16 protein-coding genes are annotated in these 17038 nt (G+C 69.4%); 8 read left to right on the top strand and 8 right to left on the bottom strand.

The window, feature by feature from the left end; genetic code table 11:
• Positions 1-80 precede the first annotated feature (80 nt).
• The 5 genes from ABXJ52_RS36740 to ABXJ52_RS36720 all read left to right on the top strand — a co-directional run bounded on the left by ABXJ52_RS36740 (position 81) and on the right by ABXJ52_RS36720 (position 1857).
• Positions 81-635 carry a hypothetical protein gene (locus ABXJ52_RS36740; protein ID WP_367048467.1) on the top strand — a complete coding sequence of 185 codons (555 nt, stop codon included), beginning with the start codon at positions 81-83 and terminating at the stop codon, positions 633-635.
• Between the two features lie 46 nt (positions 636-681).
• Positions 682-945 carry a hypothetical protein gene (locus ABXJ52_RS36735; protein WP_367048465.1) on the top strand — a complete coding sequence of 88 codons (264 nt, stop codon included), beginning with the start codon at positions 682-684 and terminating at the stop codon, positions 943-945.
• A gap of 121 nt (positions 946-1066) precedes the next feature.
• Positions 1067-1255, top strand: coding sequence for a hypothetical protein (locus ABXJ52_RS36730; RefSeq protein WP_367048464.1), 189 nt, complete (start codon positions 1067-1069; stop codon positions 1253-1255).
• A gap of 45 nt (positions 1256-1300) precedes the next feature.
• On the top strand, positions 1301-1528 hold the full coding sequence (locus ABXJ52_RS36725) for a DUF2945 domain-containing protein (protein WP_367048462.1): 228 nt from the start codon (positions 1301-1303) through the stop codon (positions 1526-1528).
• Positions 1525-1857: a DUF3140 domain-containing protein gene (locus ABXJ52_RS36720; RefSeq protein ID WP_367048460.1), complete on the top strand. Its 333-nt coding sequence runs from the start codon at positions 1525-1527 to the stop codon at positions 1855-1857. Before ABXJ52_RS36725 ends, ABXJ52_RS36720 begins: the two co-directional genes overlap by 4 nt.
• An 86-nt stretch (positions 1858-1943) precedes the next feature.
• Here the strand turns inward: ABXJ52_RS36720 and ABXJ52_RS36715 are convergent, their stop codons facing one another.
• From ABXJ52_RS36715 to ABXJ52_RS36700, 4 genes are all read right to left on the bottom strand, one after another.
• A complete protein-coding gene (locus ABXJ52_RS36715) occupies positions 1944-2315 on the bottom strand; it encodes a fic family toxin-antitoxin system, toxin component (RefSeq protein ID WP_367048458.1) in 372 nt (123 codons plus the stop codon).
• 275 nt (positions 2316-2590) lie between these two features.
• Entirely contained in the window at positions 2591-3043 is a 453-nt protein-coding gene (locus ABXJ52_RS36710) for a DUF4097 family beta strand repeat-containing protein (protein WP_367048457.1), read from the bottom strand.
• 329 nt (positions 3044-3372) lie between these two features.
• Positions 3373-3642, bottom strand: a complete 270-nt coding sequence (locus ABXJ52_RS36705; protein ID WP_367048456.1) for a hypothetical protein — start codon at positions 3640-3642, stop codon at positions 3373-3375.
• Positions 3639-3800, bottom strand: a complete 162-nt coding sequence (locus ABXJ52_RS36700; RefSeq protein ID WP_367048454.1) for a hypothetical protein — start codon at positions 3798-3800, stop codon at positions 3639-3641. Before ABXJ52_RS36700 ends, ABXJ52_RS36705 begins: the two co-directional genes overlap by 4 nt.
• A 241-nt stretch (positions 3801-4041) precedes the next feature.
• On the opposite strand from ABXJ52_RS36700, the gene ABXJ52_RS36695 reads away from it, so the two are divergent.
• A complete protein-coding gene (locus tag ABXJ52_RS36695) occupies positions 4042-5322 on the top strand; it encodes a YeeE/YedE family protein (RefSeq protein WP_367048452.1) in 1281 nt (426 codons plus the stop codon).
• Positions 5323-5383: 61 nt separating this feature from the next.
• On the opposite strand, the gene ABXJ52_RS36690 is transcribed toward ABXJ52_RS36695, so the two are convergent.
• The 4 genes from ABXJ52_RS36690 to ABXJ52_RS36675 all read right to left on the bottom strand — a co-directional run bounded on the left by ABXJ52_RS36690 (position 5384) and on the right by ABXJ52_RS36675 (position 10896).
• Positions 5384-6526 (bottom strand): epoxide hydrolase family protein, encoded by a 1143-nt coding sequence (locus ABXJ52_RS36690; protein ID WP_367048450.1) that lies wholly within the window; start codon positions 6524-6526, stop codon positions 5384-5386.
• 229 nt (positions 6527-6755) lie between these two features.
• Entirely contained in the window at positions 6756-7208 is a 453-nt protein-coding gene (locus tag ABXJ52_RS36685) for an SH3 domain-containing protein (protein ID WP_367048448.1), read from the bottom strand.
• 349 nt (positions 7209-7557) lie between these two features.
• Entirely contained in the window at positions 7558-8850 is a 1293-nt protein-coding gene (locus ABXJ52_RS36680) for an MFS transporter (RefSeq protein ID WP_367048447.1), read from the bottom strand.
• A gap of 426 nt (positions 8851-9276) precedes the next feature.
• Positions 9277-10896, bottom strand: coding sequence for a carboxylesterase family protein (locus ABXJ52_RS36675; RefSeq protein WP_367048446.1), 1620 nt, complete (start codon positions 10894-10896; stop codon positions 9277-9279).
• 142 nt (positions 10897-11038) lie between these two features.
• Here ABXJ52_RS36675 and ABXJ52_RS36670 point away from each other — a divergent pair, with 142 nt between their 5' ends.
• Together ABXJ52_RS36670 and ABXJ52_RS36665 are read left to right on the top strand one after the other, a co-directional pair.
• On the top strand, positions 11039-11599 hold the full coding sequence (locus tag ABXJ52_RS36670) for a TetR family transcriptional regulator (protein WP_367048445.1): 561 nt from the start codon (positions 11039-11041) through the stop codon (positions 11597-11599).
• Between the two features lie 547 nt (positions 11600-12146).
• Positions 12147-16976, top strand: coding sequence for an HAD-IC family P-type ATPase (locus ABXJ52_RS36665; RefSeq protein ID WP_367048443.1), 4830 nt, complete (start codon positions 12147-12149; stop codon positions 16974-16976).
• The last annotated feature ends 62 nt before the right edge of the window (positions 16977-17038 follow it).

The following is a 17038-nucleotide window of genomic DNA, read 5'->3' as shown; positions in this document are numbered from 1 at the left end:
AGCCGCCGCTCGCACCAGCCCCACAGCGCATGCAAAGCCCCCCAGCCGACGCTGGCTGATGCGGCGTTAGGGTGTCCGGCATGGATGACAAGGGGGCCGGTGGGCCGCGTCAGGTGGCCTGTCCGGAGTGCGGCAGCGCCGAGATACGGACGGTCGAGAAGGCGCAACATGGCAAGGGCTCTCTGCGTGACAACTTGGGCACGCGCCTGGCGCCCGGGCCTGACAAGTCGGGGGACGGGTGCATGCACTTCGTCGAGGGCATGGTGCTGACCAGCATGGGCGGCGCCCTCGTGTACATGGGTCTGCAAGAGCACAAGCCCCTGTACACACTCGGCGGTGCGGCGCTCGCCCTGATCTGCTTCTTCGGGACGATCATGGCGGTGCGCATCGACGCACGCGAGAAGGCCGCCGAGGAGGCCGGGGCAGCCCGCGCCGACGAGCTGTGGCGCCCCGCCCACTTCTGCTCCGGCTGCAGCTCGGTCTTCTGCCCGGACGGCACTCCGTGGCAGGGCGTGCTCACCACGGAGCAGTTCAAGAAGTTCGTCTGGACACAGGCCGGTTACGCCGACCAGCTCTCGCCGGGGGACAAGGCGCGGGACGCGGAGGTACCCGCGGGCGTGCTTCCGCTGAGGTAGCTACTGCCGCATCCGCCGGTGCTTGTCCTGCTTGTACGGTCAGGATATGGATGCCAACCACCAGCCGACGCTTGCCGAGATCGAAGAACGCTTCGTCGCGCTCGTCGATGGCCAGCCCCGGGACGAGGCCGACCGCTGGGCCGGCCGGTGGCTGGCCGACGACGAGCTTGAGTGGGACGACCTCTCCTGGTGGGCGCTGAACTGCCTCCACGGAATTGACCTTCCCGCAGACGAGAGCGGTGCCTACCTGCACGATGACGAGCAACTACGCGCATGGCTCGCCGAGCTGAGGAAAGGCCGGACGATGTGACGTGCCCGTAGCTGCCGAGCGGGGCACTCATCCATCCCGCCCGCGAGCGTCGGCCCGACCCCAGGCGCCGCCGCGATCTTGCGCTACGGCACTGGTGGCTTCCGCGGCACCGCTCAGACACATGTCCCACGCTGCGAACCAGCCGCGGATGCGGTCCGGGACGAGCCGGGACAAGCTGTTCGTATGCCCCGAGGGTCCCGAGGGTGAGGAACTTTCGGACTGTGGGCTGCGGGGCACCCCGTACGGACGAATGTGGCGCCTGCTCAAGTTCGCGGCGTCCGTCGCTGCCCGCTTCGCCGCCCTCACCTGACCCGCCTCCCAGCGCGGCGAGGTCCGCAGCAGATAAGGAAGAGTCATGGCGAAGGACAAGGACATCGGCAAGGGCGACAAGGTCACGTGGAAAAGCCACGGGCAGACCGTCACCGGCAAGGTGAAACGCAAGATCGCCGAACACACCGAGACCGCCGGCCGCACCGTGAAGGCCTCGAAAGAGGAGCCGCAGTACGAGGTGGAAAGCGACAAGTCCGGCCGCTCGGCCGTGCACAAACCCGGTGCGCTGCGCAAGAAGGGCAGGAAATCGTGACGCAGCAGGACGACGGCCGAGGCAAGAGCATCAGCGACTTCAAGGAAGCGGTCAACATGTCCCCGGCCGCTCTGGAGAAATGGCTGGAGACGGACGAGTCGAAAAGCGTCGGTCAGAGCAAGAGTGGCGGTGAAAGTGTCGGACACGCCTCAGGACCGCGCGCCGATCTTCAGCGCACCAAGAAGGGCGACCTCAGCGATGAAGATGTCGCCCACATGCGGAAAGTCACCGGCTACATCCACCGGCACCTCAAGCAACGCCCCAAGGGCGACGTCGCCGACACCCCGTGGCGTTACTCGCTGATGAACTGGGGACACGACCCACTGTGAGCAGGAACCCCGCGCCTCCCAAGCGGGTACCGGCGGCCCTGAAAGGCTGACTCGCCGCGCTTCGGGCCGCAGTCGGCGTCTCACAGTCACGGCTTCCAGGTGCGCAGGAACTCGGCGACGCGGGCAACGGTGCAGCGGGAGCTGTGCAGTTCGTGGGCGAGCACGGTGAGCTGCTCACGGGTGGGATTTACGGGGATGTTGCTCGCCTCGAGATACATGACGGCGACCGCGCAGGCCACGGTCAGGTTCGAGGCTGCCAGCCAGTGACAGCGCCCCAGGGTGTGTACGAGGGCCGCGGCACGCGCATAAGGGCCGTCGTAGACGGGGTGTTCCATGAGTTCGCCGCGGTGGCGGGCAACGGCGGCGATCGGCACGCCGTAGTCGTCGACGGCGGGATCGCGGTGGGCGGCACGCTGGGCGGCCTCGAGGATCCAGGATTCGTCGATGTGCAGGATCACGCGGCGGTACCCGGACGGGAGGCGGCGTGCGGCTGTTCCAGCCGACGCTCCAGATCGTCCAGGAACGCGCCGTGATCGTCGATGAGCTTCTGTGCGGCGGCCATACCGGCGGCGCGTGCGCCGGTGGTGTCCTCGACGATGAGGGTCGCGACGTACTTGTTGAAGTCCAGGCCGCGGGCTGCCGCAGCCCCTTGCCTGCGGCGAGCACGTCGGCCTCGAGCCGTAGCTGGGTCTGCCTTCCCCCGGCAGAGGCTTCGGCGGCTTCGGACCGCGGGTCAGTTCGCCGTCGCCACGGTGACGTTGCCGCCTCCGGTGTGGGCCTTGACCTTGTGCGGCGATGACGGCGTGTTCGTGACCCCGACATCACGGTTGCCGCCGTCGGTCCTGGCGTCTACGGAGTACTTCCCGTCCGGCAGCCGTACGGTGACGTTGCCGCCGCCCGATTCAGCGTTGACCTGGTCGGGAGCGCTGGTGAAGGAGGTTTCGACGTCGCCACCGCCAGTGGACGCGTCGATCGTCTTCGCCGCGGACTCCTTGATGCGCACGGTGCCGCCGCCCGTCTTCGCCGCGGTGTCGCCCGACAGGCCCCGCACCGTGACGTCGCCGCCGCCGGACTCCACGTTCACGGCGGTTCCGACGGGAACCTCCACGGTGTAATTTACGCCGCACTTGTCGGCGTCGTCGTTCTCGCATCCGGGAGCGTTCAGGGAGAGTTCACCCGATTTCACGGAATGCTCGGTGCGGGGCTTTTCGTCGGTGTACTCGAATTCCTCAGTGACGCTGATCCCCGAGCCTCCCCCATTGACCACTTCGACGTTGCCGCCGTAGCTCTCATACGAAGAGATGTCACTTTCTCATCGACCTGATACTGCGACTTCTCTGTCTTGACCTCGCCGTCGCAGGCCGTGAGGGCGGCGCCGGCGAGGGCGACGGAGGTGGCGACGAGCAGCAGGGTCCTGGTCTTCGTCATGGACTTCTTCCGCGGGGTGGTCATCGTGCTTCTTCCTCAGGTCGCTTGAAAGGGGAAACGGCGTGGGACGACGCCCATTCGCCCCTGTTACTCGACGTCCTTGAGGGTGCGTTCCATGGACTCGACCCGCGAGCGCATGTCGGAGAGCTGGGCGGCGATGTCTGTCAACTCATGGTCCGTCAGTTCCTGCGTGGTCACGGCGAGTTCGGTCAACCTGCGGTAGTCCTGATCGCGGGCGAGCTGCGCCTCGACCCGCTGGGTCTTGCCGCGCTGACGCAGGGCCACGATGACCACCGGCACGAGCAGCAGCAGGCCGCCCAGCGTGAAAACAATCGCGTCAAGGTCGTAGATGTTCATCGTTCCCCCTGGGCCTGACCGGCCGCTTTCTCGTCGGTGGCGACGGTGATCGTCTCGGCCACCGGGATGATGTTGCTCGGCGTGAGGTTCAAGGCGAACGGCACCACTTCGTAGTGGCCTTGCGGAGGGCCCGACCTGCAGTGCTGGAGCCGATTCATCCCGCCGTCTCATTCCAGGGCCGTCTCATTCCAGTGTCCTCTATGTGAGACGGCGTTTCGGGATCTCCGCTGGATGCTTATGGTGGTGCGCATGTTCGGACCCGCCCGTCAGCTCACTCTCGCGCTCTTCGCGGCCACGCCGTGGAGCGTCGACGACGCGCTCTGTCGCCGCTGACGCCTCGCTCCCCCTCGCGCGAGCCCCGCCTGTCCGAACATCCCCCTCCCGTCCCCGGAGACCCCCTTGACGACCGCTGCCGATGCCGGGGCGCCGCCCCGTACCGCCCTGATCGCTCCTGCCCCCACCTCCGCCCCCGTCCCTCCGGCCGAGGCCGCGCCGCCGGTCCGGCGGGTGCCGCTGACCGTCGCCGGCGCCATCGGTGTCGCGCTCGCCGGTTACGTCTTCGCGGAGCACGGGGCCAAGCCGGGCGTCCTGCTGCTGCTCGGCCTCGGGCTGGGGTTCGCCCTCTTCCACTCCCGGTTCGGCTTCACCTCCGCCTGGCGGCAGCTCGTGGCTGTCGGCAACGACACCGGGCTGCGGGCCCACACCCTGCTGCTCGGCACAACCGCGACCCTCTTCGCCCTGGTCATCGGCACCGGCAGCGGCCTGTTCGGTTCGGTGCCCGCGCCCAGCGCCGGACCGATCGGAGTGGCACTGCTCGTCGGCGCCTTCCTCTTCGCCATCGGCATGCAGCTCGGCGGCGCCTGCGCCTCCGGGACTCTCTTTGCCGTCGGTTCCGGCCAGGGCACCATCGTGCTCACTCTCTTCGGCTTCATCACCGGCTCCACCCTCGCCGCCTGGCAGTTCGGCCTCTGGAGCGACCTGCCCGCGCTCGACCCGTACGTGCTGTCCGACCACATCGGCTGGTTCGGCTCCTGGGCGGCGACGATCGCGGTGCTCGCCGGCATCTGGTTCATCGCCCGCGCCGTACAGGCCCGCCGCACTCCCCCGCCGGTCGGCACCCCGCCCTCCGCGCGCGGTGTCCTCCGCCGTACGGTGCGGGGTTCCTGGCCGCTGGCCGCAGGCGCCGTGGTCCTCGCGCTGCTCGGCGCGGGCGTGCTGCTCGTCTCGGGCGGCGCCTGGGGCGTCACCAGCGCGTTCGCCCTGTGGGGCTCGAAGGTCGTGGGCGCGCTCGGCGGCGCGCCGGAGACCTGGGCGTTCTGGCAACAGCCCGGCAGCGCGGCCCAGTTGTCGGGGCCGGTGCTGGCCGACAAGACCAGCCTCACCGACATCGGCATCATGGTCGGCGCGGCCGTCGCCGCGGCCGCCGGCGGCGTGTGGCAGCTGCACCGCAACATCCCCGCCCGCACCGCGCTCGCCGCCGTCATCGGCGGCATCCTGATGGGCGTCGGCGCCCGTCTCGCCGGCGGCTGCAACATCGGCGCCTACCTGGCCGGTATCGCTTCCGGGTCGCTGCACGGCTGGATCTGGGCCGCCGTAGCGATCCTCGGCACCTGGGCCGGCCTGCGCCTGCGCCCGCTGTTCGGCCTGGGCAACCCGAAGCCGACCGACAGCGTCTGCTGATCCCGAGCTTCTTGGTCTGCGCCGCGCGCTCGAAGGGACCTGACGGCGCCGCAGGCATCAATCAGCGCAGCTTTCGGGCGAAATCCCGCAGGTCGGCGGTGAAGAGGCCAGGCTGCTCGAAGGCCGCGAAATGGCCGCCGCGAGGCTGTTCCGCCCAGTGCACCACGTTCCACTGGCGTTCGCTCCACCGGCGCGGAGCCCGGGTCTTCTCCCGTGGATAGAGCGCGATGCCGGTGGGCACGTCCACCCTGCGGCCCCATACTCGCGCGTCGGAGCCGTACGCCGCCGACTCCGCATACAGACGGGCGGACGATGTGGCAGTTCCGGTGAGCCAGTAGAGCATGGTGTTGTCCAGCAGCCGGTCGAGCGTGAAGGGCAGCCCCTCGCGGGTGTCGGACCAGGTGTGGAACTTCTCCAGCAGCCAGGCCGCCAGCCCTGCCGGTGAATCCTCAAGCGCCGCGCCGACGCTGTGCGGCCGGGTGGCCTGCTGGATGTAGTAGCCGTTGTCCGCGCCGTACACCCTGGTGTTGCGTTCCAGCGCCTCGCGTTCAGCCGGTGTCGCCTCGGCCTCAGGGTCCTCGATGCCCGGCGGGGGCACCGCCCAGGGGAAGTTGATGTGCGCTCCCAGCAGCCGGTCGGCGTGCGCCAGACCCAACTGACGCACTACGAAGGCTCCCCAGTCCCCGCCCTGGGCCACGAAGCGGGAGTAGCCGAGCTCGCCCATCAGAGCGGCGAAGGCGTCGGCAATGGCGACCACATCGGCGCCGGCAACTGAGGTCGGCCCGGACAGTCCGAAACCGGGCATCGAAGGCAGCACCACGTGAAAGGCGTCCTCGGCGCGCCCGCCGTGCGCGACGGGGTCGGTCAGCGCGGGCACACAGTCGAGGAACTCCACCACGGATCCCGGCCAGCCGTGGCACAGCAGCAGTGGCGTGGCGTCCTCATGCCGTGAGCACACCACGAAGGCGTGCACTCGCAGCCCTGCAACGTCGCCGATGACCTGAGGCAGGGCGTTCAGTTCCGCCTCGGTGCGGCGCCAGTCGTAGCGGTGCAACCAGTGCTCGACGAGTTGCCGCAGCCAGGGCTGCGGCGTCCCCCGGTCCCAGCTCTCACCGGGCAGATCCTCGCGAAACCGGGTGCGCGCGAGTCGTTCGCGCAAGTCGGCGAGTGCCTCTTCGGTCGTGGAGATCCGGAACGTCTGCATCGAGGGATTCTCACCCCTCCAGCGCGACAGCTGTTAAGGGGGACGGCTCTGTGCACTCGAAGGCCGAGCGCGACCTGACGGAGTTCTGCCGAGGCAGGCCATGGTCTCGACCCGTCGCCTGAGCGTCTCCGGGAGTCCCCCTCAAGACGGCCCCTTCACAGCTCCGGCCGCCGCACCCGCGCGGCGGCCGGACACTGCAAGCCTCCTACAAGGCCCAATCGCCCTGCATTTACTTGCAGTTGGGCACGAAGCCCTGCGCCTTCACGTAGCGAGCGGTGACCCACCCCTTGGGCACGTTGACCCGGTACCAGGTCCGGTTACCGGCGACCGGCTGCCCGGCCTTCTTGCAGACCAGAGCGATGGTCTGCCGGTAGCGGTACGTTCCGGTCGCGGGCGAGTTGGACGTCGGCTGCCGACGTACGAACAGCCCGGCCTTAGAGGTGACGGTTCCCTTGACCACCTTCGAGTTGGGCGCCGCGGGAACAGTGAACGTGCCCTTCGCCACCCACTTGCCGCAGCCGATTCCGCCCACCACGACCTGGTGACTACCGGGAGCAGCGTTCGCCTTCACGGCCGCCTGGCCCGTGTACATCAGCGGCTTGGTCTTCTTCGCCAGCATCACCGGCTTGGCGAACGCGTCGGACTTCGCCCGCACCGCACGGCATGTCTTGGGGACGTTCACGACCCGCACCGTCACCGCAGCCTTCTGCTTGACCGAGGCCGGGGTGACCGTGACCCTCGGCTCCGCCCTCGGAGCATCAGACGCCGATGCCGGCGCGACACCAGTGAACGCCACAGAGGCGAGAGCAACCACCGCACACCCGCTCACAGCACTACGAACCATGACTTCGCTTCTCCTTGGTGACGCGCCGGGCCTTGAAGGAGCCCGAACTTCTGCGCTGTGCGGGCAACATAGAACTGACAGCGGGAATACGACGCGACCCGTCGCCCGACACGCGCCTCATCACCAGAATGCAGGAGCTTGTCAGCGGCGGCCGGTCTTCTCCGCGGCGCCGGACGACCTGCCTATGTCACACGCCCTGCACAGCCGATCGACCTGGGCGACTTTTCCCGACACCCGTCAGAACTCCGGCCAGGGCGACGCACACCACGGTGACGCCGATCCCCAGGCACGTCGCGGTGACACCGACCCCGGCTGCCGCGGCCGTGACCGCGGCAGCTCCCAGCGGGCCGAGTGCGGAGTGGGTCGTCCAGAACGCGGCAGTCACCCGTCCCAAGAGATGGCTGGGGGTGACCTCCTGGCGCAGAGACATGGAACAAGTGCCCGCGACGCTGGTACAGAACAGCATCGCGGCAGCGAGCACCCCGACCACGACGACGCTCTCCGACAGGCCCAGGCACAGCACGGCGGTCCCACACAGCACGAAGGCTCCGATCCAGCTGACGCCGAAGCCGAGGCGTTCGCGAACTCGCGCGACGGCGAAGGATGCCAGACAGGTGCCGAGAGTCCCGGCGCTCAGGACGAAGCCGACGGTGCTGTCGGGGCGCCCGAGATCCTCCTTGACGAGGAAGATGATGAGATCGGTGAGCCCGTACGTGAGAAAGGTCAGCAGGGAGAGCAGCGCGGTCAGCGGGCGTAGTACCGGATGGGCCCACAAAAACCGTAGACCGGCGAGGAATTCGCCACGCACACTGGCTTTTTCGTCCCCAGTGTCAGTGGTGTTCCGTCGGGCAGATCGGATCTTTACGAAGAGTATGCCGATGGCGGAGAGCGCGAAGGTGGCGGAGTCGAAGCCGATGGCTGCAGCTGGGCTGAAGGCGGAGGCTATGAAGCCCGCCAACGCCGGGCCTCCCGCGCTGGCAGCCGCGTAGGTGCCGAACAGATGACCGTTGGCCTTGGTGATCTGACCTGGCTCGACGATGGCGGGCACGACCGTCACATAGGTCACTCGGAACAGCATCATGAACGCGCCTGCGGCCGGCACCACCGCGTAGATCAACCACATCGGGGTAGCGAAGAGCCAGACCAGCGGGATGAGAGCGAACAGCAGACAACGCGCCCAGTCGGCTGCCATGAGGACTCTGCGCCGGTCGAGCCGGTCGACGATCACCCCGGCGAACAATCCGGTGATGATTGAGGCCACGCCCGTCAGGCCGGTGACGAGGCCCATCTGCACGACCGATCCGGTGCTTTGCAGGACCAGGAGTGGGATCGCTACATAGGAGAAGGAATCCCCGAGAGCCGACAGCGTCTGGATGACCAGAAATATCCGGTAGTTGGGATTGGCCCATAAGCCGGGAAATTTCTGTTCCCTCCTGCTCTCAGTCGGCGTCACGCCTTCCCGTTCATCACGTGTAGACACGAACCGCCTTTCTCGCGATGGCCGCAGCGATTAGATCACGGGGTCGCTATTCCGTGCCTCGTGCCGCCGGCACGACTCTGCAGCGTCATGCCTGGAGGGCGAACAGTGCCTGATGCGGCACTCTCCAGAAGACCATTGCCAGGTGCCGTACTTCACCGTGAGCCAGGCGCGGTTGATGCGGACCAGCAGCGCACGTACTACACCGCCCTGCAGAAGATCATCGACTCCACCGGGTCCGACTCCAACACCCTGGGCAGCTACTCGAGCCCGTCCACCTTCTTCGGGCTGCTGGACAAGCACCTCACACGGGCGGGAGTGCCCAAGGAGCTGCTGCCTTCCGACTTCTTGTACGCCGGGCCGCCCCAGTTCCCCTTCTACATCCCCTCCCCCGTCGACGGCTCCCCTGAGATCGGCCGCGGACTTCCGCTACGACCTCAACGAGCTCATCGAGTTGAGCGCCTTCCAGAAGGCGTAGTGGTGGTCGGCTGCGAAGTCCGTCTGCCCGATTCGGCCGGACGCGAGCCGCTGCACGTACGGGCTGTGCGGCGTGAACCGCTTCCACGTGGGCAAGCCGTCCGTGTTCATCTGCCCTGTGCGCGCGAAGTGGCTCCAGTAGGCGGTCACCGTGTCCGAGAGCCCGGCTTGCGCGGGGTCGAGCGGCTCGAACAGGCCGTTGTCGAACAGGTAGGCCAGGTCGGTCATGTGGCCGGTTCCGAGCGAGAAACTCGCCGGCCGCGGCACGCTTTTGAAGTAGGGGGCCTTGGCCTCGGCGAAGTCGTAGGCGTAGACGGGGGTGTGGCGGGCCAGCGCGCGCTGAGTGTCGAGTGCCGCTGTCGACCATTCCGAGTCGGTCAGCACAGCCGAGAGTGCGGCCCCGGGCGCCGGGTAGTTCGCTGCTGGGTACTCGGCCAGGATCTTGTGGGCGTCCTTTCCGAATTGCTCTGTGACCTTCTTGGTGTACCCCTCAGCGGTCAATGGCTTCCCTGTCTGGGTCTCCTCGAGCCCGGCCAGCCCGCTCATCTCGTCATGCGTGGAGCCATGCAACACCGGTACGCGGGCGAACCGTCCGGCGGCGATCGCTCGCGCCGGGGCCTCGGGCAGCACCTTGCCGTCCACCACGGGCCGGTAGCCGTTGTGCCCCGAGGTGGACGCCTTGGTGAGGTCGGCCGTGGATCTGCGCCGTAGGCAGGGGTCGGCGGTGCGCGGATCGTCGCAGCCCGCGGCTTTGGCGACCGCAAGGCCGTTGGCCTTCGCCTGCGTGCGGGTGAACGAGCCGTCCGGCCCGACGCAGCCCGCACTCTGCACGATCGCCTTGCTGAAGAGCCCACGGGCGCCGGGCGAGACCAACTGGGCGCAGACGCTGTAGCCCCCGCCCGACTGCCCCATGATCGTGACATTGCCGGGGTCACCCCCGAAGGCGCCGGCGTTGCGCTTGACCCATTTCAGCGCTGCCTGCTGGTCGAGAAGACCGAGGTTGGCTGGTGCGCGCAGGCCGGGAGCGGCGAGGAAGCCGAACGCGCCGAGCCGGTAGTTGACCGTCACGACCATCGCGCCCTGTTGCGCGGCGGCCAGTTTGGCCGCGCGGTAGGTGGCGCCGTCGCCGTAGGTGAAGCTGCCGCCGTGAATCCAGACGATGACCGGCAAGGGTCCAGTGGTCCGCCCGGCCGGAGTGGTGACGTTCAGGTGGAGGCAGTCCTCGTTGCCGCCGCCCTCGATCGCGATCGGCTGGTCGGTCGGCTGCGCGCAGGCGCTCTTCGGCGTACGGGCGTCAAGCGGCGACGACCAGTGGCGCACGGGCTGCGGCTCCTTCCACCTGCGTTCTCCGGTCGGCGGGGCCGCGTAAGGGATGCCCTGGAACGTTCGCACCGCGCCGGCGGCCGTCCCCTGGACCGGCCCCTCGGCGGTCACCACCCGGGTGGGGAAGACGTGGGCGCCGGCGAGCGCGGGGACAGGTCCGGCTGTGATCACTGTGATCGCCGTGGCGGCAAGCGTCGCGGAGACGGTAGCTGCGGCCAGAGCGGCGACGCGCGACTTCGTGGTGCTCATCAAGTACCTCCGGGATCGGCGTGATGTTCGAGGCCCGGAACCGTAGTCAAGATTTGGGCAGATGCGCAAGACGTTTGCCTGAGGCGCTTGCCTAATGCGATCGCCTGGCACAAACGTGCAGGTTGTTGCTAGGGTCCGCGTCATGGGTAATCGGGAGAAGCTGCTGGAGGCCGCCAGAGAATGCCTCTTCACGAAGGGCTATGAACGCACGACGGTTCGCGACCTCGCCTCCGCTGCGGGCGTCAGCATGGCGGCGATCGGCTATCACTTCGGCTCGAAGGAGGCGCTGCTCAACCACGCGCTCTTCGAGGCACTCGACTCCGGAGGCCAGGCCTTCGGACCGTCGGCGGACGACACCGACCTAGGCGCGCTGTGGCGTCGCCTGATCGAGGCGTTCTCGGGCAACAAGACCTTCTGGATCGCCAATCTGGAGACCGTTCTGCGTGCGCAGCGGGATCCGGATCTGCGTGAGCAGGTGGCCGCGGGGCTGCGGCAAGGACGCAGTGGCATGGCGCGGGAGGTCACCGGAACCGCCGAGACCGAGCTCTCCGAAGAGACCATCCGCACCCTTGGCTCAGTGCAACTCGCCCTGGTCAGCGGTCTGATGATGCAGCATCTCACCGACCCCGAGTCCGCACCCACCGCCGACGAGGTGCTGGCCGGGTTGCGGTCGCTGGCTGCCCACCTGCCCGAGGAGACGTAGGGCAGGAACTCGACCGGGGCACAGGGTCGCTACGGGACCGTCCACACGCTCCCTCCCTAGGCCTCTGCCCCTACCCTGCTGGACAGTTGATCAGGCGTCAGGCACCACGTCCGCCGACGCTGGCCGCGTGCGCACCTCCGAGAACCAGCCCGAGTCGGCGCACGGTCGAGACGTCCCGCCAACGAGTCGATGAGCGACCGCAGTTCATCCGACACGCCCCACGGCGGCGACTGACATTCGGCCACAGTCGGACCAGCGAGCGGGCACGCCACCAGGCCCTCAGGGCCACCAGAGCCGCACACAGCAGCCCGGTCGCACGCGGAAGGCTCTGCGCACCGGCCCGCGACTGATGGCTCGACGCCGTCACGCAGTCCCGCGCGTGCGGCCCTCCTGCCCGCCACACGTATGTGTTCAGACCGCGGCTGTTCGGCCGAACCCAGCGGACCGCTGCCCGGCCGCTCGGAGGAGGCTGGGCGTATCGATCGTTGCCGTCCCTGTACGACTCCCCCGGTACGTCGCCCCCTGAGAGGCCTCAAACATGGCTCGCATGCGGCTCCCCCTGCGCCCGAGCGTGCGCCTGCCGCTGGCTGCCGTCGCGAGTGTGGGCCGTGTGGTGCACGGCGGGCTCCGGGCGGCCGGGCAGGCGGTGCCGCGCGGTGGGGCCGCAGTGATCGAGTTCGGCGTGGGTGCCGTGCGGCTGATGGCCGGGGCCTCGCCCCAGCGGCTCGGATCGCTGCTCGCGGACGCACCGCATCACCTCAGGTCCATCGCCACGGAACTGGCTGACTCGGGTGATGTCCACGTCGCCCGTCAGGTGTGGTCGCACGACGGTCACGCCCATCTGCAGGTACGCGGCCTGACGGGGCGGGGCACCGCGCATCGCACCATCCTCAAGGCCGCGATCATGGCGCTGATGGAGACCGACGGCGTCTACTGGGCCGAGGCCAACGCGGAGACTCGTCGGCTCCTGGTCATCTTCAACGAGAACCGGGTCGGCATTGACCTCATCGAAGAGGTCGTCGAGGAAGTGGAAGCCGCCCACGGTGTGGCCGGCGAGCCGTTTCCGGCTGCTCCGCAGGAGCACCCCGCCGACAACGTCGAGCAAACGGCCGCCTATGTCGCCCTCACCGTCGGCCTGGTCGGACTCGGCATCTCCGCCACCGGACGCCTCGTGCGGGTACCGCCGCTGCCGTACGGGGTCCGCGAGTGCTTGGTGCTCTCCGAAGCGCATCTGCGGCTTCGGCACGTCGTGGAAGAACGTCTGGGGCGCATCCGCGGCGATCTGCTGCTGTCGCTGGCCATCACCACGGCCCACGCCTTCACCCACAACGCCGCGCCCATCGCCGTCGACGTACTGCGGCGCGGCGCTCAGATCGTCGAGGCCCACGCACGGCGGGCCGCCTGGGCCCGGCACGAAATGGATCTGCATTCCATCCAGTCGGTGCTGCCGCACGAGTGCGTGAAACGCCCCTCACGGCCGGAGCCGCTGCCGTCCGGCCCCGTCGAGACGGTCACCGACCGCACCGCGCTCGGCTCCCTGGCCGGGGCGGCGGCGCTGCTCCTGGGGACTCGCAGTCCGTTCCGGGCCACCGAGCTCCTGATGACGACCGCGCCGCCGGCGGCCTGGCTCGGTCGGGAGGGGTACGCGGCTGTTCTGGACTGGCGCCTGGCCCGGCGCGGAGTGCTGCCGATGAACGCTGCCGTGCTGCGCCGGCTCGACCGGGTCGACACGGTCATCATCGACTCCCTCGTGTTGTGCGGCAGTCGCCCCGTCCTGTTGTCGGCGCAGTCGGTGCACACGGACGTCGACGACACGGAGGTATGGCGTACCGCCCAAGGAGTGCTCGGTTCCAGCGATGTGACGACGCTTCAGAAACAGCGTCGGTGGAGCAGGGACGGCTGGACTCTGGAGCTGGAGGGCGCGCACGCGCGTCCTCTCCTGGACGGCACCGGCACTGTGACCTTCCGTCTGCTCGACAGGCAGGAGCGTCACTGCGGGACGGTCACCATCGGCTGTGGCCTCGATCCGCTGGCGGAGGCCGTGCTCAAGGCAGCGCGGTCCAACGCCGAGCATGTGGTCGTCACCGAGCACGCCGGCATCGGCGAGCTGCTGCCGCTGGCCGACGAGGTACTCCCGCCCGGCGATCTGTCCGACAGCGTCCGGCAGTTGCAGACCGAGGGCCGCGTCGTCATGGTGATCGCGGCCGGTCAGGACACCGCCCTGGCGTTGGCGGATGTCGGCGTGTCCGTGTTGCACGGCTCCCATGGGGCGAGTTGGTCGGCCGACCTCATCTGCGCCTACGAACTGGACTCCGCCTGGCTGCTCCTGCGCACCCTGGGCCCCGCCCGTCGTGTCAGCCGCCGCTCGGCCAAGACGGCCCTCGGCGGAGCAGCCATGGGCGCACTGCTGACCTTGGTGGACGCCAGCCCTCTGCACCAGCGCCGCAAGCTCTCACCGATGCACAGTTCAGCCGCCTTCGCCCTGCTCGGAGGCGTCATCAGCGCCCGCAAGGTCGGCACCCTGCCCGCACCGAAGCCCGCACTGCGCGGCAGTTGGCACAGCCTCACCGGCCGCGCGACCTTCCTCAGGGTCCGCGAGTACGCTGCCTCGCACCCTGCCGCCGATGACTCGCACCCCACCGCCGACGACACGGCCGATGTCACGCAGCCCCGGACCAAGTCCCGGCCGCCCCACTCCCTGCTGCCGCCGAAAGCCGTCGCCCTCACCCGGGCCGTAGCCGAGGAACTGCGTGACCCCCTGACACCGGTGCTCGCCTTCGGCGCGGCCGCCTCCGCCGTCGTCGGCTCTCGTGTGGACGCCCTCCTCGTGGGCGGCGTGATGCTGGGCAGCGCCCTGGTCAGCGGATCACAGCGGATGAAGGCCGAACAGGCCCTGAACGAACTGCTCGACGTCGAGCGCGTCACCGTCCGCCGCGCTCTCCTGACAGCCACCCCACGCGACAGCGGCTGGTCGGCTGCCCTGGCCAAGGAGCCCTTCGAGACGGTCACCGCCGACCGCCTCGCCGTCGGCGACGTCATGCTGCTGGGCCCCTCCGATGTCGTACCGGCCGATGCGCGGCTGCTGAGTGCCACCGAACTAGAAGTCGACGAGTCCAGCCTCACCGGCGAACCGCTTCCGGTCGACAAGGACCCCGCCCCTACCCCTGGTGCCGCACTGGCCGACCGCTCCTGCATGGTCTACGAGGGAACCACCGTGGTCGCCGGGCACGGGTGCGCCGTCGTCACCGCGGTCGGCGCGAACACCGAAGCCGGCCGTGCTTCCGCGGCGACCGGGCGCGCCGCCCCCGCGACCGGCGTGCAGGCCCGCCTCGCCGACCTCACCCGCATCACCCTGCCCGCGACGGCCGCCGCGGGAGCGCTCGTCACCGGACTCGCCCTGCTGCGCGGCGCGCCCCTGCGTCAGGCGCTCGGCTCCGGCGTGTCCATCGCGGTCGCCGCGGTCCCCGAGGGCCTGCCCCTTGTCGCCACCGCCGCCCAGCTCTCCGCCGCGCGACGGCTCGGCAATCAGGAAGTCCTTGTCCGCTCCGCCCGCGCCCTGGAGGCATTGGGGCGCGTCGACACCGTCGCCTTCGACAAGACCGGAACGCTCACCGCGGGCCGCCTGTCGGTGACGCGCCTCGCGGACTACGGCGGCGAGGTGGCCTTCGACGGCGCCCATGCCCGCCGGCTGCTGCGCGTCAGCGGCCGGGCCTGCCCGCAGGCCGACCCCGACTCACCCCGAGCCGTGGCTCATGCGACCGACCGGGCCGTCATCGAGGCGGTGGGCGAGCACGGCGAGCCCGACCACGCCTGGCAGCTGATCCGGGAGCTGCCCTTCGAGACCAACCGCGGTTACGCGGCCGCGCTGGGCACCAACGACGACCAGCTGCACCTGGAGATCAAAGGGGCCCCGGAAGTCGTCCTGGAGCGCTGCGCGACGGTGTGGGACGCGGGCCAAGAGACGGTCACTCTCACTGCCGCCCGACGCCTGCGCGCGCAACGCACGGTGCAGCGACTGGCGGCAGCGGGCCTGCGCGTCCTCGCCGTTGCCGAGGGAACTCCGCCCGCCGACCGTGCGCACCACGGCGACGATCTCGCGGCACTCACCCACGACCTCACCCTGTTCGGGTTCCTCGCCTTCGCGGACGCCCCACGGCGCACGACCGCCGACGCTGTCCGCCGTCTCACCGAAGCCGGTACCCGCAGCGTGATGATCACAGGTGACCACCCGGTCACAGCCACCGCTGTGGCCTCCCAACTCGGGCTGCTGGCACCGGAGTCGGTGCTCACCGGCGCGGAACTCGACACGCTTCCCAAACGCGACCGCGACCGCCGTATCGCGCAGACCTCCGTGTTCGCCCGCGTCTCGCCGGAACACAAGACCCGTATCGTCGAGGCTTTGCAGCGCTCCGGCCACGTCGTCGCCATGACCGGCGACGGCACCAACGACGCCCCCGCGATCCGGCTCGCCGACGTTGGTATCGCCATCGCGGGACACGGGTCGACCGCCGCGCGCCGAGCGGCCGATCTGGTGCTCACCCAGGCCGACCCCTCGCGCATCGCCACCGCCATGAGCGAGGGCCGGGCCCTGTGGGGCCGAGTGCGGGACTCGGTGTCCATCCTGGTGGGCGGCAACGCGGGCGAGGTCGCCTTCACCGTCCTGGGCACCGCGGTCGACGGCCGCTCGCCGCTGTCCACCCGTCAGCTGCTCCTGGTCAACATGCTCACCGACATGCTGCCTGCCCTCGCGGTCGCGCTGGCACCGTCCACGCCGCCTCCCGGCGACGGGACCGAGAACGTCACCGGCGGCGAGATGCAGCGCGAGACACAGCGCGAGATGCAGGACTCAGCACCCGAACGGCCGGAACAACCGCAACAGGACGAGTACGCCCAAGACCCGCTCCACTCCGGCCCCGTCACCACCGTCTGGGGTACGTCCCTGGCCCACACCCTCGCCGTCCGCGGCGGGGCCACCACGCTGGGCGCGACCCTCGCCTGGGGCGCGGGCAAAGCCACCGGGCGCGTGCACGAGGCCAGCACGATGGGCCTGGTCGCACTCATCGGCACCCAATTGGGGCAGACCCTGATGATGGCCCGCCACAGCCGACTGGTCATTCTGACCAGTGGGGTTTCGGGACTGGCCCTGCTGGCCGGCGTTCAGACGCCGGTCATCAGCCGCTTCTTCGGATGCCGCCCTCTGCGGGCCGGTTCCTGGGCAGTGGCCGTGGGCTCCTGCGCGGCCGCCACGGCAGTCGCGATCACGGCGGGCACGCAGTGGGCGAGGAAAGCGGACGAGGAGCGTTTGCACGCGGAAGGCCTGGAAGGCTCGGCAGGCTCGGAAGTTCCAGAAAGCCCGGCAGGACCGGAAGGGCACTGACAGGTCCACTCCCCCGGGCCTCACCCCAAGAGCGCTACACACCGTGACATCCGAACGCGCAG

It is taken from the genome of Streptomyces sp. Je 1-332 (genome assembly GCF_040730185.1).
Classification (GTDB): domain Bacteria; phylum Actinomycetota; class Actinomycetes; order Streptomycetales; family Streptomycetaceae; genus Streptomyces.
Note: the sequence above shows the minus strand (reverse complement) of the source record. Positions and strands in the feature narration are given on the sequence as shown.